Origin of the sequence: Streptomyces sp. SolWspMP-5a-2 (assembly GCF_900091845.1) — a bacterium.
Lineage (GTDB): Bacteria > Actinomycetota > Actinomycetes > Streptomycetales > Streptomycetaceae > Streptomyces > Streptomyces doudnae.
The window spans coordinates 1-16,303 of record NZ_FMCI01000389.1; the positions used below are offsets into that span (position 1 = coordinate 1).

A 16,303-nucleotide genomic window follows, 5' to 3' on the forward strand; every position below is an offset into this window, starting at 1 on the left:
GGTCACCTCGGTGGAACTCGACGACGACGGCTCCGCCGGGGCCTGGGAGGTGGAGACCCGCACGGCGTCGGGCGCGGAGCGTGAACTGCGGGTGGACCTGTCCACGGGGAAGGTCACCGCGGACCGCTCGGCGGACGACGGAGACCGGCACGGCCGCGACGACGACCGGCACGGCGAGGACGACGACGGCGTCCACCGGCACGGCGGCGACGACAACGGCGGTCACCGGCACGGGGGCGACGACCGCGGTCACCGGCACGGAGGTGACGACGACTGACCCCGCCGACTCCACCGACCCCAGCGTCAGCTCCGGGCGCCCGGTGGAGGGACTCCGCCGGGCGTCGCCGGTCCGTGGGCGGCGGCGCCCGGGGCTCAGCCCTCCGTCAGCCCCGCGACCAGTTCGTCGGCCGCGCGGTACGGGTCGAGGCGGCCTGCCACGATGCCCTCCGCCAGGGTGCTGAGGCGGCGGTCGCCGTGCAGGTCGGCGATGCGTTCGCGCAGCGCGGTGACGGCGATGGCCTCCACCTCGCGGGCGGCGCGGGCGAGCCTGCGGCGGTGCAGGGCGCCGTGCTCCTCCATCCAGGCGCGGTGCTTCTCCAGCGCCTCGACGACCTCGTCGACGCCCTCGGAACGGGCGGCGACGGTGCGCACGATCGGGGGCCGCCAGTCCCCGGGGCCGCGCGCCTCGCCCAGCCCCAGCATGTGGTTCAGCTCGCGCGCGGTGGCGTCGGCGCCGTCCCGGTCGGCCTTGTTGACGACGTAGACGTCGCCGATCTCCAGGATGCCCGCCTTGGCCGCCTGGATGCCGTCGCCCATGCCCGGCGCGAGCAGCACCACGCAGGTGTCGGCCTGGGAGGCGATCTCCACCTCGGACTGGCCGACGCCGACCGTCTCGACGAGGATCACGTCGCAGCCCGCCGCGTCCAGCACCCGGATCGCCTGCGGGGCCGCCCAGGCGAGGCCGCCGAGGTGGCCGCGGGTGGCCATCGAGCGGATGTAGACGCCCGGGTCGGAGGCGTGCTCCGACATCCGGACCCGGTCGCCGAGGAGGGCGCCCCCGGAGAACGGCGAGGACGGGTCGACGGCGAGGACGCCGACCCGTCTGCCCTGCTTGCGGTACGCGGTGACGAGGGCCGACATCGAGGTGGACTTGCCGACGCCCGGCGCCCCGGTGAGGCCGACGACGTAGGCGCCGCCGGTGAGCGGGGCGAGCGTCGCCATGATCTCCCTGAGCTGCGGGGACGCCCCCTCCACCAGGGAGATCAGCCGGGCCACGGCCCGCGGGCGGCCTTCCCTGGCCTGGGCCGCCAGAGAGGAGACGTCCTGCATCACAGCTCCGTTCCGCTTCGTCGTGCCGTCGTGCGTCGTGCCGCCGGGACCCGGGTCAGGACTTCGGGACCCGCACGATGAGCGCGTCGCCCTGTCCGCCGCCGCCGCACAGGGCCGCCGCGCCGACCCCGCCGCCGCGCCGCTTCAGCTCCAGCGCCAGGTGCAGCACCAGACGGGCGCCCGACATGCCGATCGGGTGCCCCAGGGCGATCGCACCACCGTTGACGTTCACCCGATCCGTGGACACGCCGAGGTCCTTCATTGACTGGACGGCGACGGCCGCGAACGCCTCGTTGATCTCGATGAGGTCGAGGTCGGCGACGTCCAGGCCCTCCTTGCCCAGGGCGTGCAGGATGGCGTTCGAGGGCTGCGACTGGAGCGAGTTGTCCGGTCCGGCCACATTGCCGTGGGCGCCGATCTCGGCGATCCAGTCGAGCCCGAGCTCCAGCGCCCTGGCCTTGCTCATGACGACGACGGCGGCGGCGCCGTCGGAGATCTGCGAGGCGGTGCCCGCGGTGATCGTGCCGTCCCGGGTGAAGGCGGGCCTGAGCCTGCCGAGGGACTCCGCGGTGGTGTCGGCGCGGATGCCCTCGTCCGCGCTGAACAGGACCGGGTCGCCCTTGCGCTGCGGGATCTCGACCGGGGTGATCTCGGCCTCGAAGATCCCGTTCTTCTGGGCGGCGGCGGCCCGCTGGTGGGAGAGCGCGGCGAACTCGTCCTGCTCGGGCCGCAGGATGCCCAGGCGGGTGTTGTGCTTCTCGGTCGACTCCCCCATCGCGATGTTCTCGAAGGAGTCGGTGAGGCCGTCGTGGGCCATGGCGTCGAGCATCTCGACGGCACCGTACTTGAACCCCTCGCGCGACTTCGGCAGCAGGTGCGGGGCGCCGGTCATGGACTCCTGGCCGCCCGCCACCACCACGTCGAACTCACCGGCGCGGATCAGCTGGTCGGCGAGGGCGATGGCGTCGAGCCCGGAGAGGCACACCTTGTTGACGGTGAGGGCGGGCACGGACATCGGGATGCCCGCCTTGACGGCGGCCTGCCGGGCCGGGATCTGCCCGGCACCGGCCTGGAGCACCTGGCCCATGATCACGTACTGCACCTGGTCGCCGCCGATCCCCGCGCGGTCGAGGGCGGCCTTGATCGCGAAACCGCCGAGGTCGGCTCCGGAGAAGGACTTCAGGGAGCCGAGCAGGCGGCCCATCGGGGTACGGGCTCCGGCCACGATCACGGAGGTCGTACTGTTCGATCCGGACATGAGGTGCGAACTCCTTTTCCGGCCTGACCGGCCGCGGAGTGAACGAGGGTTTACATCGAATGTACTGACCGGCCGCCCGGCTCGTCATCGTGCCCCAGGTGTGATCGCGCGCACGTTGCGTAACCGGCCGCCGGGCGCTCCACTGGGGCCATGCTGACGCGCATCGACCACATCGGTATCGCCTGTCTCGACCTCGACAGGACCGTCGACTTCTACCGTGCCACCTACGGCTTCGAGGTGTTCCACACCGAGGTGAACGAGGAGCAGGGAGTCCGCGAGGCCATGCTCCGCATCAACGGCACCTCGGACGGCGGCGCCTCCTACATCCAGCTCCTGCAGCCCGTGCGCCCGGATTCGACGGTGGCGAAGTGGCTGGAGAAGAACGGTGAGGGCGTCCACCACATCGCCTTCGGCACGGAGGATGTGGACGGAGATGCCGCGGACATCCGGGAAAAGGGCGTACGCGTCCTGTACGAAGAGCCCCGACGCGGTTCCATGGGGTCACGGATCACCTTTCTGCACCCCAAGGATTGCCACGGAGTACTGACAGAACTGGTCACTTCGGCGGCAGTTGAGTCACCTGAGCACTGACCCTCGTACATATGGGCCGGTAGGGTTGGGGGCGGTCGTCGCTCGCAACCAGGGCGACCGTATGCCGGGGTCCAGGTTTCGGGGGGCGAGCGTCGGGGCAGCAGCCTCTGCTCCCCCGCTGATCTGACACCATTCCCCGGGGGCACCGTCCGGCGGATGGACGGTGCTCGTTTGGAAAGACCTGCGACCAGGGGACGGATGGGACCGCGCAGTGCGGGGCTACGAACGCCAGGAGCGAGAGCCGGCGGCTGACGTCGACCACCTCTCTCGGTTCGAGGCCGAGATGGAGCGGCTGAAGACCGAGCGGGAGAAGGCGATCCAGCACGCCGAGGACCTCGGCTACCAGGTCGAGGTGCTGCGCGCCAAGCTGCACGAGGCGCGGCGCACCATCATGTCCCGGCCCGCCTACGACAGCGGTGGGGACCTCGGCTACCAGGCCGAGCAGATGCTGCGGAACGCCCAGGTGCAGGCCGATCAGCTGCGCCAGGACGCCGAGCGGGAGCTGAGCCAGGCCCGCGCGCAGACCCAGCGCATCCTCCAGGAGCACGCCGAACAGGCGGCCAGGCTCCAGGCGGAGCTGCACCAGGAGGCGGTGACCAGGCGCCAGCAGCTCGACCAGGAGCTGGCCGAGCGCCGTCAGACGGTCGAGTCCCACGTCAACGAGAACGTGTCGTGGGCCGAGCAGCTCCGCGCCCGCACCGAGTCCCAGGCCCGCAGGCTCCTCGACGAGTCCCGCGCCGAGGCCGAGCAGTCGATGGCCGCGGCCCGCGCCGAGGCCGAGCGGGTCACCGCCGAGGCCCGCCAGCGCCTCCAGGCCGACGCCGAGACGGCCCGCGCGGAGGCCGAGCAGATCCTGCGCCGCGCCCGCACGGACGCCGAGCGGCTGCTGACCGCCGCCTCCGTGCAGGCCCAGGAGGCCACCGAGCACGCCGAGGCGCTGCGCAGCTCCACGGCGAACGAGTCGGACAGCGCCCGCCGCCAGGCCGGTGAGCTGAGCCGGGCCGCCGAGCAGCGGATGACGGACGCCGAGGAGGCGCTGCGCAAGGCGCAGTCCGAGGCGGAGAAGCTGGTCAACGAGGCCAAGGAGGCCGCCGCCAAGGCGCTGGCCGGGGCCGAGTCGGCCAACGAGCAGCGCACCAGGACCGCCAAGGAGCAGGTCGCCCGGCTGGTCAGCGAGGCCACCAAGGAGGCCGAGAGCACCAGGGCGGACGCCGAGCAGCTCGTCGCCGACGCCCGCTCGGAGGCCGAGAAGCTCCTCGCGGAGGCGTCCGAGAAGGCGCGCACCATCACCGCCGAGGAGAGCGCCTCCCAGCTCGCCAAGACGGCCAAGACCGCCGAGGACGTCCTCAACAAGGCGTCCGAGGAGGCCAGGAACACCACCAAGGCCGCCGCCGAGGAGGCCGAGCGGCTGCGCGCCGAGGCCGAGGCCGAGGCGGACCGGCTGCGCGAGGAGGCGCACGACCTCGCCGCCCAGCTCAAGGGCGCCGCGAAGGACGACACCAAGGAGTACCGCGCCAAGACGGTCGAGCTCCAGGAGGAGGCCCGCCGGCTGCGCGGGGAGGCCGAGCAGCTGCGCGCGGACTCCGTCGCGGAGGGCGAGAAGATCCGCGCGGAGGCCCGCAAGGAGGCCGTCCAGCAGATCGAGGAGGCCGCCAAGACGGCCGAGGAGCTGCTCGCCAAGGCGAAGGTCGACGCCGACGAGCTGCGCCAGAAGGCGTCGGGCGACAGCGAGAAGGTCCGCACCGAGGCCATCGAGCGCGCCACCACGCTGCGCCGTCAGGCCGAGGAGACCCTGGAGCGCACCCGCAAGGAGGCCGAGCGGCACCGCGCCGAGGCGACCGAGCGGGCCGAGGGCATCACGGCCGACGCCGAGCAGGCCGCGCGCGAGCTGCGCGAGGAGACCGAGCGGGGCGTCGAGGCCCGGCGCGAGGAGGCCGCGGGCGAGCTGACCCGGCTCCAGTCGGAGGCCGAGGAGCGGCTGGCGGCGGCCGAGCAGGCGCTGTCGGACGCGCGCGAGGAGGCGTCCCGGATCCGCCGCGAGGCGGGCGAGGAGACCGAACGGCTGCGCGCCGAGGCCGCCGACCGGATCCGCTCGCTGCGGGAGCAGGCCGACGCGGAGGCCGAACGGCTGCGCACCGAGGCCGCGTCGGACGCGTCCGCGTCCCGGGCCGAGGGCGAGGCCGTCGCGGTCCGGCTGCGGTCCGAGGCCACGGCCGAGGCCGAGCGGCTGAAATCGGAGGCGCAGGACACCGCCGACCGGGTGAGGTCGGAGGCGCTGGCCGCCGCCGAGCGGCTCGGCGCGGAGGCGTCGGAGACGCTGGCCGCCGCCCAGGAGGAGGCCGCGAGGCGCCGCCGCGAGGCCGAGGAGCTGCTCGGCGCGGCCCGGTCCGAGGCGGACCAGGAGCGGCAGCGGGCCCGCGAGCAGAGCGAGGAACTCCTCGCGTCGGCGCGCAACCGCGTCGAGGAGGCGCAGGCCGAGGCGGTCCGGCTGGTCGAGGAGGCGGACCGGCGGGCGAACGAGATGGTGTCGGCCGCCGAGCAGCACGCCCAGCAGGTGCGGGAGTCCGTGGCGGGGCTGCACGAGCAGGCCCAGGAGGAGATCAACGGGCTGCGGTCGGCCGCCGAGCACGCGGCGGACCGTACCCGCAGGGAGGCGCAGGAGGAGGCCGACCGGGTCCGGGGCGACGCGTACGCGGAGCGGGAGCGGGCCACCGAGGACGCCAACCGGGTGCGGCGGGAGGCCGCGGAGGAGTCGCAGGCCGCGAAGTCCCTCGCCGAGCACACCGTCTCGGAGGCGATCGCGGAGGCCGAGCGGCTGCGCACGGACGCCACCGAGCACGCCCAGCGGGCCAGGACGCAGGCGTCGGACGCCGTCGCCGAGGCGGAGCAGGCCGCGTCGCGGACCCGGGCGGACGCGCGGGACGACGCCAACCGGATCCGCTCGGACGCGGCGACGCAGGCGGACACCCTCATCACGGAGTCGCGCGCCGAGGCGGAGCGGCTGACCAACGAGACGATCGCGGACACCGACCGGATGCGGTCGGAGACGGTCGCCAAGGCGGAGCAGCTGATCGCCGAGGCGACCGGCGAGGCGGAGCGGCTGCGGGCCGAGGCGGCGGACACCGTCGGCGCGGCACAGCTGCACGCCGAGCGGGTGCGGGACGAGTCGCAGCGGGTGAAGGCGGAGGCGCACGCGGAGGCCGAGCGGGTCACCGCCGCCGCCCGCGAGGAGTCCGAGCGCACCCTGGACGAGGCCCGCAAGCACGCCAACAAGCGCCGTTCCGACGTGGCGGAGCAGGTCGACACGCTCATCACGGAGACCACCGCCGAGGCCGACAAGCTGCTCGCCGAGGCGCAGCAGCAGGCGCACCGGACGACCGCGGAGGCGGAGACCCGGGCCGACCGGATGGTGGGCGGGGCCCGCACGGAGGCCGACCGGCTGCTGGCGGAGGCGACCGTCGAGGGCAACTCCCTGGTGGAGAAGGCCCGTACGGACGCGGACGAGCTGCTGGTGGGCGCCCGCCGGGACGCGACGGCGACCCGGGAGCGCGCGGAGGAGCTGCGGGAGCGGATCACCGGCGAGATCGAGGCGCTGCACGAGCGGGCCCGCCGGGAGTCGGCGGAGACGATGAAGTCGACCGGTGACCGGTGCGACGCGCTCATCAAGGCGGCGGAGGAGCAGCTCGGCAAGGCGCAGGCGAAGGCCAAGGAGCTGGTGTCCGAGGCCAATTCGGAGGCGGGCAAGGTGCGCATCGCCGCCGTCAAGAAGGCCGAGGGGCTCCTGAAGGAGGCCGAGCAGAAGAAGGCGACGCTCGTCCGGGAGGCCGAGGAGCTGAAGGCGGAGGCGATCCGCGAGGCGAAGCGGACGGTCGAGGAGGGCAAGCGGGAGCTGGAGGTCCTGGTGCGCAGGCGCGAGGACATCAACGCCGAGATCTCCCGTGTCCAGGACGTGCTGGAGGCGTTGGAGTCCTTCGAGACCCCGGGCGCGAAGGACGGCGGGGTCAAGGCGGGCGCGACGGTCGGAGCCCCCCGTTCGGGTGGCAAGTCGTCAGACAGCTAACGATCTCTGCCCGGTTCGGGTGCCTTCAGGTGGCTTTGACCTGACTCCTTGGCAACGTCTGCACCGGACAGCCACTCAAAAGGGGTGTCATTCTCCAGATCAAACACGTATCCGCTCGATGACACACCGCTTCGGCCCCTAGGATTCCCTCTATCACCTCACCGGTCTCATTCGACAGGAACCCCATGAGCGACACTTCCCCCTACGGCTTCGAGCTTGTGCGGCGTGGGTACGACCGCGCTCAGGTGGACGAACGTATCTCCAAGCTCGTCTCCGACCGTGACAGCGCTCTCGCCCGCATCACCGCTCTGGAAAAGCGCATCGAGGAACTGCACCTCGAGACGCAGAACGCCCAGGCCCAGGTAAGCGACGCCGAGCCGTCGTACGCCGGCCTCGGCGCGCGGGTCGAGAAGATCCTGCGCCTCGCCGAGGAAGAGGCCAAGGATCTGCGCGAGGAGGCGCGGCGCGCGGCCGAACAGCACCGTGAACTCGCCGAGTCGGCGGCCCAGCAGGTCCGCAACGACGCGGAGTCCTTCGCGGCCGAACGCAAGGCGAAGTCCGAGGACGAGGGCGTCCGGATCGTCGAGAAGGCCAAGAGCGACGCCTCTCAGCTGCGTTCCGAGGCGCAGAAGGACGCGCAGTCGAAGCGTGAGGAGGCCGACGCCCTCTTCGAGGAGACCCGCGCCAAGGCCGCCCAGGCCGCCGCGGACTTCGAGACGAACCTCGCCAAGCGCCGCGAGCAGTCCGAGCGCGACCTCGCCTCGCGTCAGCAGAAGGCGGAGAAGCGTCTCGCGGAGATCGAGCACCGCGCCGAGCAGCTCCGCCTGGAGGCCGAGAAGCTCCGCACGGACGCGGAGCGCCGCGCCCGTCAGACGGTGGAGACGGCGCAGCGCCAGGCCGAGGACATCGTGGCCGACGCGAACGCCAAGGCCGACCGGATCCGTTCGGAATCGGAGCGCGAGCTGGCGGCGCTCACCAACCGCCGCGACTCGATCAACGCCCAGCTGACGAACGTGCGCGAGATGCTCGCCACCCTCACCGGTGCCGCCGTGGCCGCGGCCGGTTCACCGGTCGAGGACGAGCCGATCTCCCGCGGGGTTCCGGCGCAGCAGACCCGGTAGTACCTCGGGTACCCGCAAGGCCCGCACGCCCCTCGGGGAGTGCGGGCCTTCGCCGTGCGGCGTGGCTCCTTTTCGAGTGGCAGCCGCCGAAACCCGGCCCTAGCGTGGCCCGCATGATCGAGCTGGAGGGGCTGACCAAGCGGTACGGCGAGAAGACGGCGGTGGACGACCTCACCTTCACGGTGCGGCCCGGCATCGTCACCGGGTTCCTGGGACCCAACGGCGCCGGGAAGTCGACGACGATGCGGATGATGCTGGGCCTGGACCGGCCGACGTCGGGCGACGTGCGGATCGACGGGCGCCACTACGACCGGCTCAAGGACCCGCTGACCGCGATCGGCGCACTCCTCGACGCGAAGGCGATGCACGGCGGGCGGACCGCCTACAACCATCTGCTCTGTCTCGCGCAGAGCAACGGCATCCCGCGCCGCCGGGTGGACGAGGTGCTGGACACGGTGGGCCTCACGGCGGTCGCGCGCAAGAAGGCCAAGGGGTTCTCGCTCGGCATGGGGCAGCGGCTGGGCATCGCGGGCGCGCTCCTGGGCGACCCGCGGATCCTGATGTTCGACGAGCCGGTCAACGGGCTCGACCCGGAGGGCATCCACTGGATCCGCAACCTGATGAAATCCCTCGCCGGGCAGGGCCGGACGGTGTTCGTCTCGTCGCACCTGATGAGCGAGATGGCGCTGACCGCGGACCACCTCGTCGTCATCGGGCAGGGCAGGCTCCTGGCGGACACCTCCATGCCGGACTTCATCGCCCGCAACTCGCGCGGCTACGTCCGGGTCCGCACCCCGCAGCGGGAGGCGTTCCTCGACGCGCTGCGCGCTGCGGGCATGGCCGTCGCCGAGGTGGACGGCGGCGCGCTGGAGGTGGACGGCGTCCCGGCGGAGCGGATCGGCGACCTGGCCGCGCAGCACCGGGTGACGCTGCACGAGCTGAGCCCGCAGCAGGCGTCCCTGGAGGAGGCGTTCATGCAGCTGACGGCCGAGTCGGTGGAGTACCACGCGCACGGTGCCGCCCCCTCCGACCGGCGGGACGGCACGGACCGGCCCGCGGCACCGCCCGGCGCGCGGGCCGGGGACGGGTGGGGCGCCGGCTGGGAGGGGAAGTGAGATGACGGCGATCCAGGTGATCAGGTCGGAGTGGACCAAGATCCGCTCGGTGGCGTCGACGGTGTGGACGCTCTCCCTCGCGGTGGTCGTCACCATCGCGCTCGGCATGCTGATCTCGGCCCTGTCCAGGCACGACTTCGACTCCATGACCCCGCAGGACCGGCTCACCTTCGACCCGACGTTCATCAGCTTCGCCGGGATGAGCCTCGGTCAGCTCGCGATGATCGTGTTCGGGGTCCTCGTGGTGTCCAACGAGTACAGCTCCGGCATGATCCGCACCTCGCTGGCCGCGGTCCCGCAGCGCGGCACGTTCCTGGCCAGCAAGCTCGCGGTGGCGACGGCGCTAGCGCTGGTGGTGGGGATGGCGACCAGTTTCGCCGCGTTCTTCCTCGGCCAGGCGATGCTGGGCCCGCACCGGGCCTCCCTCGGCGACCCCGGGGTGCTGCGGGCGGTGTTCGGCGGCGGTCTGTACATGACGCTGATCGCGGTCTTCTCGATGGGCGTCGCGACGATGCTGCGCTCGCCGATGCTGTCGCTGGGCATCCTGATGCCGTTCTTCTTCCTGATCTCCAACATCCTGGGCAACGTGTCCGCGACGAAGAAGATCGGCCGGTTCCTGCCGGACCAGGCGGGCAGCAAGATCATGCAGGTGGTGTCCCGGCCGGACGACAGCACGCCCTACGGTCCGTGGGGCGGGCTGGGGATCATGGTGCTCTGGGTGCTGGCGGCGCTCCTGGGCGGCTACCTGCTGCTGAGGCGGCGGGACGCCTAGGGCGGTGACGGGGGAGGTTGCGGAGCGGCAACCTTTTACTCTCCCTTGAGCGGAACCGTCAGCTCCTGGATATCCTCCTAACCCTTACGGGGGGCGTGCGCCCCGCTGTCCTGAACCTTTCGATGGGTGCGGAGCATGATCGAGGCAGTCGGCCTGACCAAGCGCTACGGCGACAAGACCGCTGTGTACAACCTCTCCTTCCAGGTGCGGCCGGGCGCCGTCACCGGGTTCCTCGGACCCAACGGCTCCGGGAAGTCCACGACGATGAGGATGATCCTCGGCCTCGACAACCCCACCTCGGGTCAGGTGACCATCGGCGGCTACCCCTACCGCAAGCTGCCCAACGCGGCCCGTCAGGTCGGCGCGCTGCTCGACGCCAAGGCCGTGCACGGCGGGCGGACCGCACGCAACCACCTGCTCAGCCTGGCGCAGCTGTCCGGCATCCCGGCCCGCCGGGTCGACGAGGTGCTCGGCGTGGTCGGCCTCCAGGACGTCGCCTCCCGGCGCTCCAACGGCTTCTCGCTCGGCATGGGCCAGCGGCTCGGCATCGCCGCCGCGCTGCTCGGCGACCCCCAGGTGCTGCTGTTCGACGAGCCGGTCAACGGCCTCGACCCGGAGGGCATCCTCTGGGTCCGCAACCTGATGAAGATGCTGGCCGCCGAGGGCCGCACGGTCTTCGTCTCCTCGCACCTGATGAGCGAGATGGCGCTGACCGCCGACCACCTCATCGTGATCGGGCGCGGACAGCTCCTCTCCGACATGAGCGTGCGCGACTTCATCGCGGCCAACTCGGCCGGGTTCGCGCGGGTGCGCACCCCGGACACCGAGCCGCAGCAGCGCGAGAAGCTGTCGTCCGCGCTGACCGAGGCGGGCGGCCACGTGCTGCCCGAGCAGGACGGCGCGCTAAGGGTGACGGGGCTGCCCATGCCGCGGATCAGCGACATCGCGCACGAGACCGACGTCCGCCTGTGGGAGCTGTCGCCGCACCAGGCCTCGCTGGAGGAGGCGTACATGCGGATGACGCAGGGCGCGGTGGACTACCGGTCGACCGACGACCAGAAGGCCGGGCTGATGCAGCCGCTGCCGCCGGGGGCGCAGCCGCCGGTGCCGGTCCCGGGGCAGGGCCAGCCCGGCTGGTACGCCCCGCCGCCCCCGCAGGAGGGCGGGCAGGCGTTCGCGATGCCCGACCCGTACGGCGGCCGGCAGGCCCCGAACCCGTACATGGCGCCTGGAGCGCCCGGCGCCACCCCGCCGAACCCCTACGCCCAGCCCGCCCCCGCCGCGCCGCAGCCGCCCGCACAGCCCCCGCAGCAGGCTCCCCAGGCCGCGTCCGAGGCTCCGGCGGCGCCCGGCACTCCGCCCGCTGCCGCCGACCCGACGAAGCCCGAGGACGTCCGATGAGCACGCCACAGCACCCGACGCCGCCGTCCGCCGCGCCCCAGTGGCAGGCCGGGAGCGGGCCGTCGTACCCGGGGTACACCTCGCCGATCCCCGTCGTGCGCACGCATCTCGGGCACGCGATCGCCTCGGAGTGGACGAAGATCCGCTCGGTGCGCTCGACGATCTGGACGCTGGGCGTCTTCGTGGTGCTGGTCGTCGGCATCGGCCTCGCGGTGGCCGGGCTGGTGTCGGGCAGCGCGACCGAGGTCGACTACGGGCAGGAGAGCCCGCTCTCGTTCGGTTTCTTCGGAGTGCTGCTCGGCATGATGTGCGTGGTCACGCTCGGCGTCCTGACGACGGCGTCGGAGTACGGCACCGGCATGATCCGCACCACCACGACGGCGTGCCCCTCGCGCGGCCGGGTGCTGGCGGCCAAGTCGATCGTGTTCTTCGCGGTGGCGTTCACCGTGACGTTCGTGTCGGTGACGCTGGTCGGGCTGATGGACGTGGCGATGCTGGACGGCGCGCGGCAGCCGACGGGCCAGGAGTGGCTGAAGGCGACGCTCGGCGTCTCGCTGTACGTCGCGCTGCTCGGGCTGCTGTCGCTGCTGGTCGGCTCGATCATCCGGCACTCGGCGGGCGCCATCACGCTGATGATCGCGCTGGTGCTGGCCCCGCTGGTGATCGCCCTGTTCATGGTCGCGCAGGCCCTGGAGTGGCTGCGCAGCGGCCTGTTCTCGTACTCGATCCCCAGCCAGATCGGGGTCTTCTACTCCACCTCGCTCGGCGACAGCGGCCCCAGCGGCTGGGACCCGCTGTGGATCGCGGTGGGCGTCACGGCCGTCGCGTTCGCCGGCGCCGTCGCCCTGCTCCACCGGCGGGACGTGTAGCGGATCAGAACCTCGGCGCGTTGCGGGACCGCTGCACCCGGGTGGTGCGGCGGTCCTTCGCGTTCCAGCAGGCCTTGTGCCAGTGGCGGCGCTCGTCGACGCCCGAGTGCTCGGGCCAGGCCACCACGTGCGGGACGCCGGAGGCGATCATCTGGTCGCACCCCGGGCAGCGGTACGTCTTGCCCTGCGCGCTGGCCCCCGCGACGTGCCGCACGCTCCACTCCTCGCCCTGCCAGCTCTCGGTCGCCTGCCAGCCGCCGTAGCGGCCCGGCCGGTCGTCCTCGGCACTGCGTCCGGACGGGCCCGACGGGTCGGATCCCTTGGGTCGGTTGCGACGCGGGGACACGGGACACCTCACGGGGCTGTCAGGGGGCAAGGGCGCCCTCCAGCCTAAAGGGCGCGGACACGGGTAGGCGTAGTACGGCAATCCCCGCAAGTCCCCCTTCCCGGACCCGCATTCTGCAGACAATCCGCAAATCTCCTCGCCAGGCCGTGTCCTCGGCACGTGTCATCCGGTTATGCGGGTGTGGGGGAGCTCCCGGTCGGAGCCAAGGAAGCAGGAACAGATCAATGCACGTTGGAACTTTCGTGTTGGCGGCCCAGTTCCCCGGACAGGGCCAGGGGGAGGCACTGCACCGCGCGGTCCGCTCGGCGGAGACGGCCGAGGAGGTCGGCCTCGACTCGGTCTGGCTGGCCGAGCACCACTTCGTGCCGTACGGCACCTGCCCGTCGGCCATCACCCTGGCCGCGCTGCTGCTCGGCCGCACCGAGCGCATCCGCGTCGGCACCGCGGTGACGGTCCTGCCCACCGCCCACCCGGTGGCCGTCGGCGAGCAGGCCGCCTTGCTGCACCTCGTCTCGGGCGGCCGCTTCTCGCTGGGCGTCGGGCGCGGCGGGCCCTGGGTCGACCTGGAGGTGTTCGGGTCCGGGCTCGACGCGTACGAGGAGGGGTTCCCCGAATCCCTCGACCTGCTGACCCGCTGGCTGCGGGAGCCGTCGGTGTCGGGCCGGGGCACCCGCTTCGACTTCCGCGAGGTCGCCGTCGTCCCCCGGCCCGACGAGTCGCTCACCGAGGCTCCCGGGCCCGAGGTGGTGGTGGCGTGCACCTCCCCCGCGAGCGTGCGGCTGGCCGCCGAGCGCGGGCTGCCGATGCTGCTCGGGATGCACGTCGGGGACGAGGAGAAGGCCGAGATGGTCCGGCTCTGGGCGCGGCACGCGCGGGCCGCCGGGCTCGACCCCGACGAGGTGCGGGCGGCGGCCCATGTGTCGGCGGGCGTCTGCCAGGTCGCGGACCGGCGCACCGACGCGGTCGAGGCGCTCACCAAGTCGATGCCCGGGTGGCTGCGGCAGGGGCTCGGCGCGCACGTCACGGTCGACGGGCGGCCGCGGCGGATGCGCGACCCGCTGGAGTACACCGAACTCCTCTGCGGGCTGCACCCGGTGGGCACGCCCCGGCTCTGCGCCGACCGGCTCGCGGCGACCGGCGAACGCACCGGGGTGTCCCGTTTCGCCCTGCTCGTCGAGGGGTCGGGCGATCTCGCGGCCACCGAGGAGAACGTCCGCAGGCTGGGTACCGAGGTGCTGCCGCACCTGCGGTGAGCGAGACGGCGGGAAGGGCCGGGACGTGCCTGCCGCTCCGATGCTGATCGCACCTCCCGCGCACGGAGCGGCAAGCAGGGTCCCGCGGCTCAGCAGTCCCGGAGTTCCGGGGACTGGTTGAGCAACTGGCCCCGGATCGACGTGAAGCGGGTGAGCCTCTCGTCGGCCGAGGAGTCCAGGGGGAACACCGCCACCCGGTGGCAGTTCTGGAAGGCCAGGCGCACCCCGAAGTGGCGCTGGAGCGCGCCGCGTATCGCGTCGCTGGCGAGGGCACGCAGCAGTTGGCCGCGCGCCTGCTCGTTCGGAGGGGGCGTCTGGTTGTCGGCGAATTCGCCGCCGTCCACCTTCAGTTGGGCCACCAGAGAGCTGATCATCTCCCACGCGTAGGGAAGGGAGGTCCGGACGCAGTCGACGAAGGCGGCTTCGTCGACCTCGCCTCGCTCGGCCTGTTCGAGTAGGGCCGGTGAGACGTCGAGCGACATGGGTACTCCTCTCGCACCCCCGCCGAGCGGGGGTTGCCGGACAGATGAGGGAGCGCGCGGGGTCGAGCACGCTGAGTACACGCCTCGCGACCTCCCGTTCACTACGGTAAGCAACGGCCGGGAGCGGCACCAGGAGAATGCGTACATAGGGCGCTCCCGTTAGGGGCACAATCGGCCATAAACGAACAGACGAATTCCAGGGCGAATCGCGTGCACCCACGGGCGTCGAGTAGCGTTGCCGACCATGCGTCTCGTCATCGCCCGGTGCTCCGTCGACTACGCCGGCCGGCTCACCGCCCACCTTCCCTCGGCGCCCCGCCTGATCCTCGTCAAGGCCGACGGCAGCGTCTCGATCCACGCGGACGACCGCGCCTACAAGCCCCTCAACTGGATGTCTCCGCCGTGCACCTTGAAGGAGGGCGCCGGGGACGACGAAGGGGTCTGGACGGTCGTCAACAAGGGGGGCGAGAAACTGATCATCACGATGGAGGAAGTCCTCCACGATTCGTCGCACGAACTCGGCGTCGACCCCGGCCTGATCAAGGACGGCGTGGAAGCGCACCTCCAGGAGCTGCTCGCCGACCGCATCGAGACGCTCGGCGACGGCTACACGCTCATCCGGCGCGAGTACATGACCGCGATCGGCCCGGTCGACATCCTGTGCCGGGACGCCGAGGGGAAGACCGTCGCGGTCGAGATCAAGCGGCGCGGCGAGATCGACGGCGTCGAGCAACTGACGCGCTACCTGGAGCTGTTGAACCGCGACCCGCATCTCGCGCCGGTCCGCGGGGTGTTCGCCGCCCAGGAGATCAAGCCGCAGGCCCGGGTGCTCGCCACCGACCGCGGCATCGGCTGCCAGATCCTCGACTACAACGCCCTGCGCGGAATCGAGGACGACAAGCTGCGCCTGTTCTAGGACGCGACCGGAACAGGTACGACCGGAAAGGGCCGGATCCATCGACGGATCCGGCCCTTTCGCGTACGCCGCGCGCTCAGATCACGTCGACGGAAGCACTCGGCGAGGCCGACGCGGAGGCCGTACCGTCGCTGCTCTGCACCGGCGTGGACGGCGTGCCCGGCCCGCTGGCGGAGTCGGTGGTGCTGGGCTCCCCGGTCGCGGAGCCGGTCGGGTCGGGCGTCTCCCCGTCGCTCGGCGTCGGGCTGTCGCTGGGCGACCCGGAGCCGCCGGACGGCGGGTCGGACGGCCTGGGCGTCGTCGGGGAGCCGGAGGACGGCCGCGACGACGGCGGGCGGGACGACTGGCCCTGCCCCGCCGAGCCGCTCGGGCCCCGGCTGCCGGTCGGGTCGGCCGAGGGGCGCCCGCTGCCGGAGGGCGTCGGGTCGTCCGAGGTGCCCAGGGTGCCGTCGGGGCCGGGGTCGGTGGCCCGTCCGGTGGCCGTGCCGGTGTCGGTGGTGTGGCTGTCGCCCGCGGTCGGGGCGTCGGCGCCGACGCTGCCGTCGTCCAGGTCGACGCCCGCCGTCGGGTTGACGCCGACCCGGTCGGAGGGGGTGTCGGCGTCGTTGTTCGAGGTCGCCCCGAGCGTCACCACGGTGCCGAGGACGGCGACGAGCAGCGCGCCCGCCCCGGCCGCCACCAGGTTGCGGCGGGCCAGCGCCTTCAGCCCGGCGGCCCGGCCGCGCGCGGCGGGCTTGCCCGCCACCGGCGCCCGGTGGGTGACGACGGTCGGCGCGCCGTCGCCGAACGG

Annotated in this window: 14 protein-coding genes and 1 pseudogene; 10 read left to right on the forward strand and 5 right to left on the reverse strand. The window is 72.7% G+C overall.

Annotated elements, in window-relative coordinates:
- Nucleotides 1–277: PepSY domain-containing protein (locus GA0115242_RS41110; protein WP_176729998.1), on the forward strand; the 277-nt coding region annotated here is incomplete at its 5' end.
- Nucleotides 278–372: 95 nt separating this feature from the next.
- Here GA0115242_RS41110 and meaB read toward each other — a convergent pair.
- Together meaB and GA0115242_RS38125 are read right to left on the reverse strand one after the other, a co-directional pair.
- Nucleotides 373–1,329: a methylmalonyl Co-A mutase-associated GTPase MeaB gene (meaB, locus tag GA0115242_RS38120; protein WP_093836237.1), complete on the reverse strand. Its 957-nt coding sequence runs from the start codon at nucleotides 1,327–1,329 to the stop codon at nucleotides 373–375.
- A 55-nt stretch (nucleotides 1,330–1,384) separates the two neighbouring features.
- Entirely contained in the window at nucleotides 1,385–2,587 is a 1,203-nt protein-coding gene (locus GA0115242_RS38125) for an acetyl-CoA C-acetyltransferase (RefSeq protein WP_093836238.1), read from the reverse strand.
- A gap of 150 nt (nucleotides 2,588–2,737) precedes the next feature.
- Between GA0115242_RS38125 and mce the strand changes: the two genes are divergently transcribed.
- From mce to GA0115242_RS38160, 7 genes are all read left to right on the forward strand, one after another.
- Nucleotides 2,738–3,178: a methylmalonyl-CoA epimerase gene (gene mce / locus GA0115242_RS38130; protein WP_093836239.1), complete on the forward strand. Its 441-nt coding sequence runs from the start codon at nucleotides 2,738–2,740 to the stop codon at nucleotides 3,176–3,178.
- A gap of 211 nt (nucleotides 3,179–3,389) precedes the next feature.
- Entirely contained in the window at nucleotides 3,390–7,238 is a 3,849-nt protein-coding gene (scy, locus tag GA0115242_RS38135) for a polarized growth protein Scy (protein WP_093836240.1), read from the forward strand.
- Nucleotides 7,239–7,423: 185 nt separating this feature from the next.
- Nucleotides 7,424–8,359, forward strand: a complete 936-nt coding sequence (locus tag GA0115242_RS38140) for a cellulose-binding protein (RefSeq protein ID WP_093836241.1) — start codon at nucleotides 7,424–7,426, stop codon at nucleotides 8,357–8,359.
- A 113-nt stretch (nucleotides 8,360–8,472) separates the two neighbouring features.
- Nucleotides 8,473–9,474: an ABC transporter ATP-binding protein gene (locus GA0115242_RS38145; protein WP_093836242.1), complete on the forward strand. Its 1,002-nt coding sequence runs from the start codon at nucleotides 8,473–8,475 to the stop codon at nucleotides 9,472–9,474.
- A gap of 1 nt (nucleotide 9,475) precedes the next feature.
- Entirely contained in the window at nucleotides 9,476–10,246 is a 771-nt protein-coding gene (locus tag GA0115242_RS38150) for an ABC transporter permease (protein ID WP_093836243.1), read from the forward strand.
- A gap of 135 nt (nucleotides 10,247–10,381) precedes the next feature.
- Complete coding sequence (locus tag GA0115242_RS38155; protein WP_093836244.1) at nucleotides 10,382–11,647, forward strand: ABC transporter ATP-binding protein; 1,266 nt, start codon at nucleotides 10,382–10,384, stop codon at nucleotides 11,645–11,647.
- A complete protein-coding gene (locus tag GA0115242_RS38160; protein WP_093836245.1) occupies nucleotides 11,644–12,516 on the forward strand; it encodes an ABC transporter permease in 873 nt (290 codons plus the stop codon). The genes GA0115242_RS38155 and GA0115242_RS38160 overlap by 4 nt, the downstream gene beginning before the upstream one ends.
- Nucleotides 12,517–12,520: 4 nt before the next feature.
- On the opposite strand, the gene GA0115242_RS38165 is transcribed toward GA0115242_RS38160, so the two are convergent.
- Nucleotides 12,521–12,862: an ATP/GTP-binding protein gene (locus GA0115242_RS38165; RefSeq protein ID WP_093836246.1), complete on the reverse strand. Its 342-nt coding sequence runs from the start codon at nucleotides 12,860–12,862 to the stop codon at nucleotides 12,521–12,523.
- 224 nt (nucleotides 12,863–13,086) lie between these two features.
- On the opposite strand from GA0115242_RS38165, the gene GA0115242_RS38170 reads away from it, so the two are divergent.
- Nucleotides 13,087–14,115 (forward strand): LLM class flavin-dependent oxidoreductase, encoded by a 1,029-nt coding sequence (locus tag GA0115242_RS38170; protein WP_093836247.1) that lies wholly within the window; start codon nucleotides 13,087–13,089, stop codon nucleotides 14,113–14,115.
- Nucleotides 14,116–14,204: 89 nt separating this feature from the next.
- Here the strand turns inward: GA0115242_RS38170 and GA0115242_RS38175 are convergent, their stop codons facing one another.
- A complete protein-coding gene (locus GA0115242_RS38175) occupies nucleotides 14,205–14,597 on the reverse strand; it encodes an SCO5389 family protein (protein WP_093836248.1) in 393 nt (130 codons plus the stop codon).
- Between the two features lie 244 nt (nucleotides 14,598–14,841).
- Between GA0115242_RS38175 and nucS the strand changes: the two genes are divergently transcribed.
- Nucleotides 14,842–15,513, forward strand: coding sequence for an endonuclease NucS (nucS, locus tag GA0115242_RS38180; RefSeq protein WP_176729999.1), 672 nt, complete (start codon nucleotides 14,842–14,844; stop codon nucleotides 15,511–15,513).
- A 76-nt stretch (nucleotides 15,514–15,589) separates the two neighbouring features.
- On the opposite strand, the pseudogene GA0115242_RS41115 reads toward nucS, so the two are convergent.
- A pseudogene (locus tag GA0115242_RS41115) lies at nucleotides 15,590–16,303 on the reverse strand (ATP-binding protein); the annotation flags it as partial.

What these genes read in the sequence shown, in the direction of transcription:
- mce (WP_093836239.1), top strand. Translation starts at nt 2,738, where the DNA reads ATGCTGACGCGCATCGACCACATCGGTATCGCCTGTCTCGACCTCGAC.
- GA0115242_RS38160 (WP_093836245.1), top strand. Translation starts at nt 11,644, where the DNA reads ATGAGCACGCCACAGCACCCGACGCCGCCGTCCGCCGCGCCCCAGTGG.
- GA0115242_RS38175 (WP_093836248.1), bottom strand. Translation starts at nt 14,597, where the DNA reads ATGTCGCTCGACGTCTCACCGGCCCTACTCGAACAGGCCGAGCGAGGC.
- GA0115242_RS38170 (WP_093836247.1), top strand. Translation starts at nt 13,087, where the DNA reads ATGCACGTTGGAACTTTCGTGTTGGCGGCCCAGTTCCCCGGACAGGGC.
- GA0115242_RS38155 (WP_093836244.1), top strand. Translation starts at nt 10,382, where the DNA reads ATGATCGAGGCAGTCGGCCTGACCAAGCGCTACGGCGACAAGACCGCT.
- GA0115242_RS38140 (WP_093836241.1), top strand. Translation starts at nt 7,424, where the DNA reads ATGAGCGACACTTCCCCCTACGGCTTCGAGCTTGTGCGGCGTGGGTAC.
- GA0115242_RS38145 (WP_093836242.1), top strand. Translation starts at nt 8,473, where the DNA reads ATGATCGAGCTGGAGGGGCTGACCAAGCGGTACGGCGAGAAGACGGCG.
- GA0115242_RS38150 (WP_093836243.1), top strand. Translation starts at nt 9,476, where the DNA reads ATGACGGCGATCCAGGTGATCAGGTCGGAGTGGACCAAGATCCGCTCG.
- nucS (WP_176729999.1), top strand. Translation starts at nt 14,842, where the DNA reads ATGCGTCTCGTCATCGCCCGGTGCTCCGTCGACTACGCCGGCCGGCTC.
- meaB (WP_093836237.1), bottom strand. Translation starts at nt 1,329, where the DNA reads ATGCAGGACGTCTCCTCTCTGGCGGCCCAGGCCAGGGAAGGCCGCCCG.
- GA0115242_RS38125 (WP_093836238.1), bottom strand. Translation starts at nt 2,587, where the DNA reads ATGTCCGGATCGAACAGTACGACCTCCGTGATCGTGGCCGGAGCCCGT.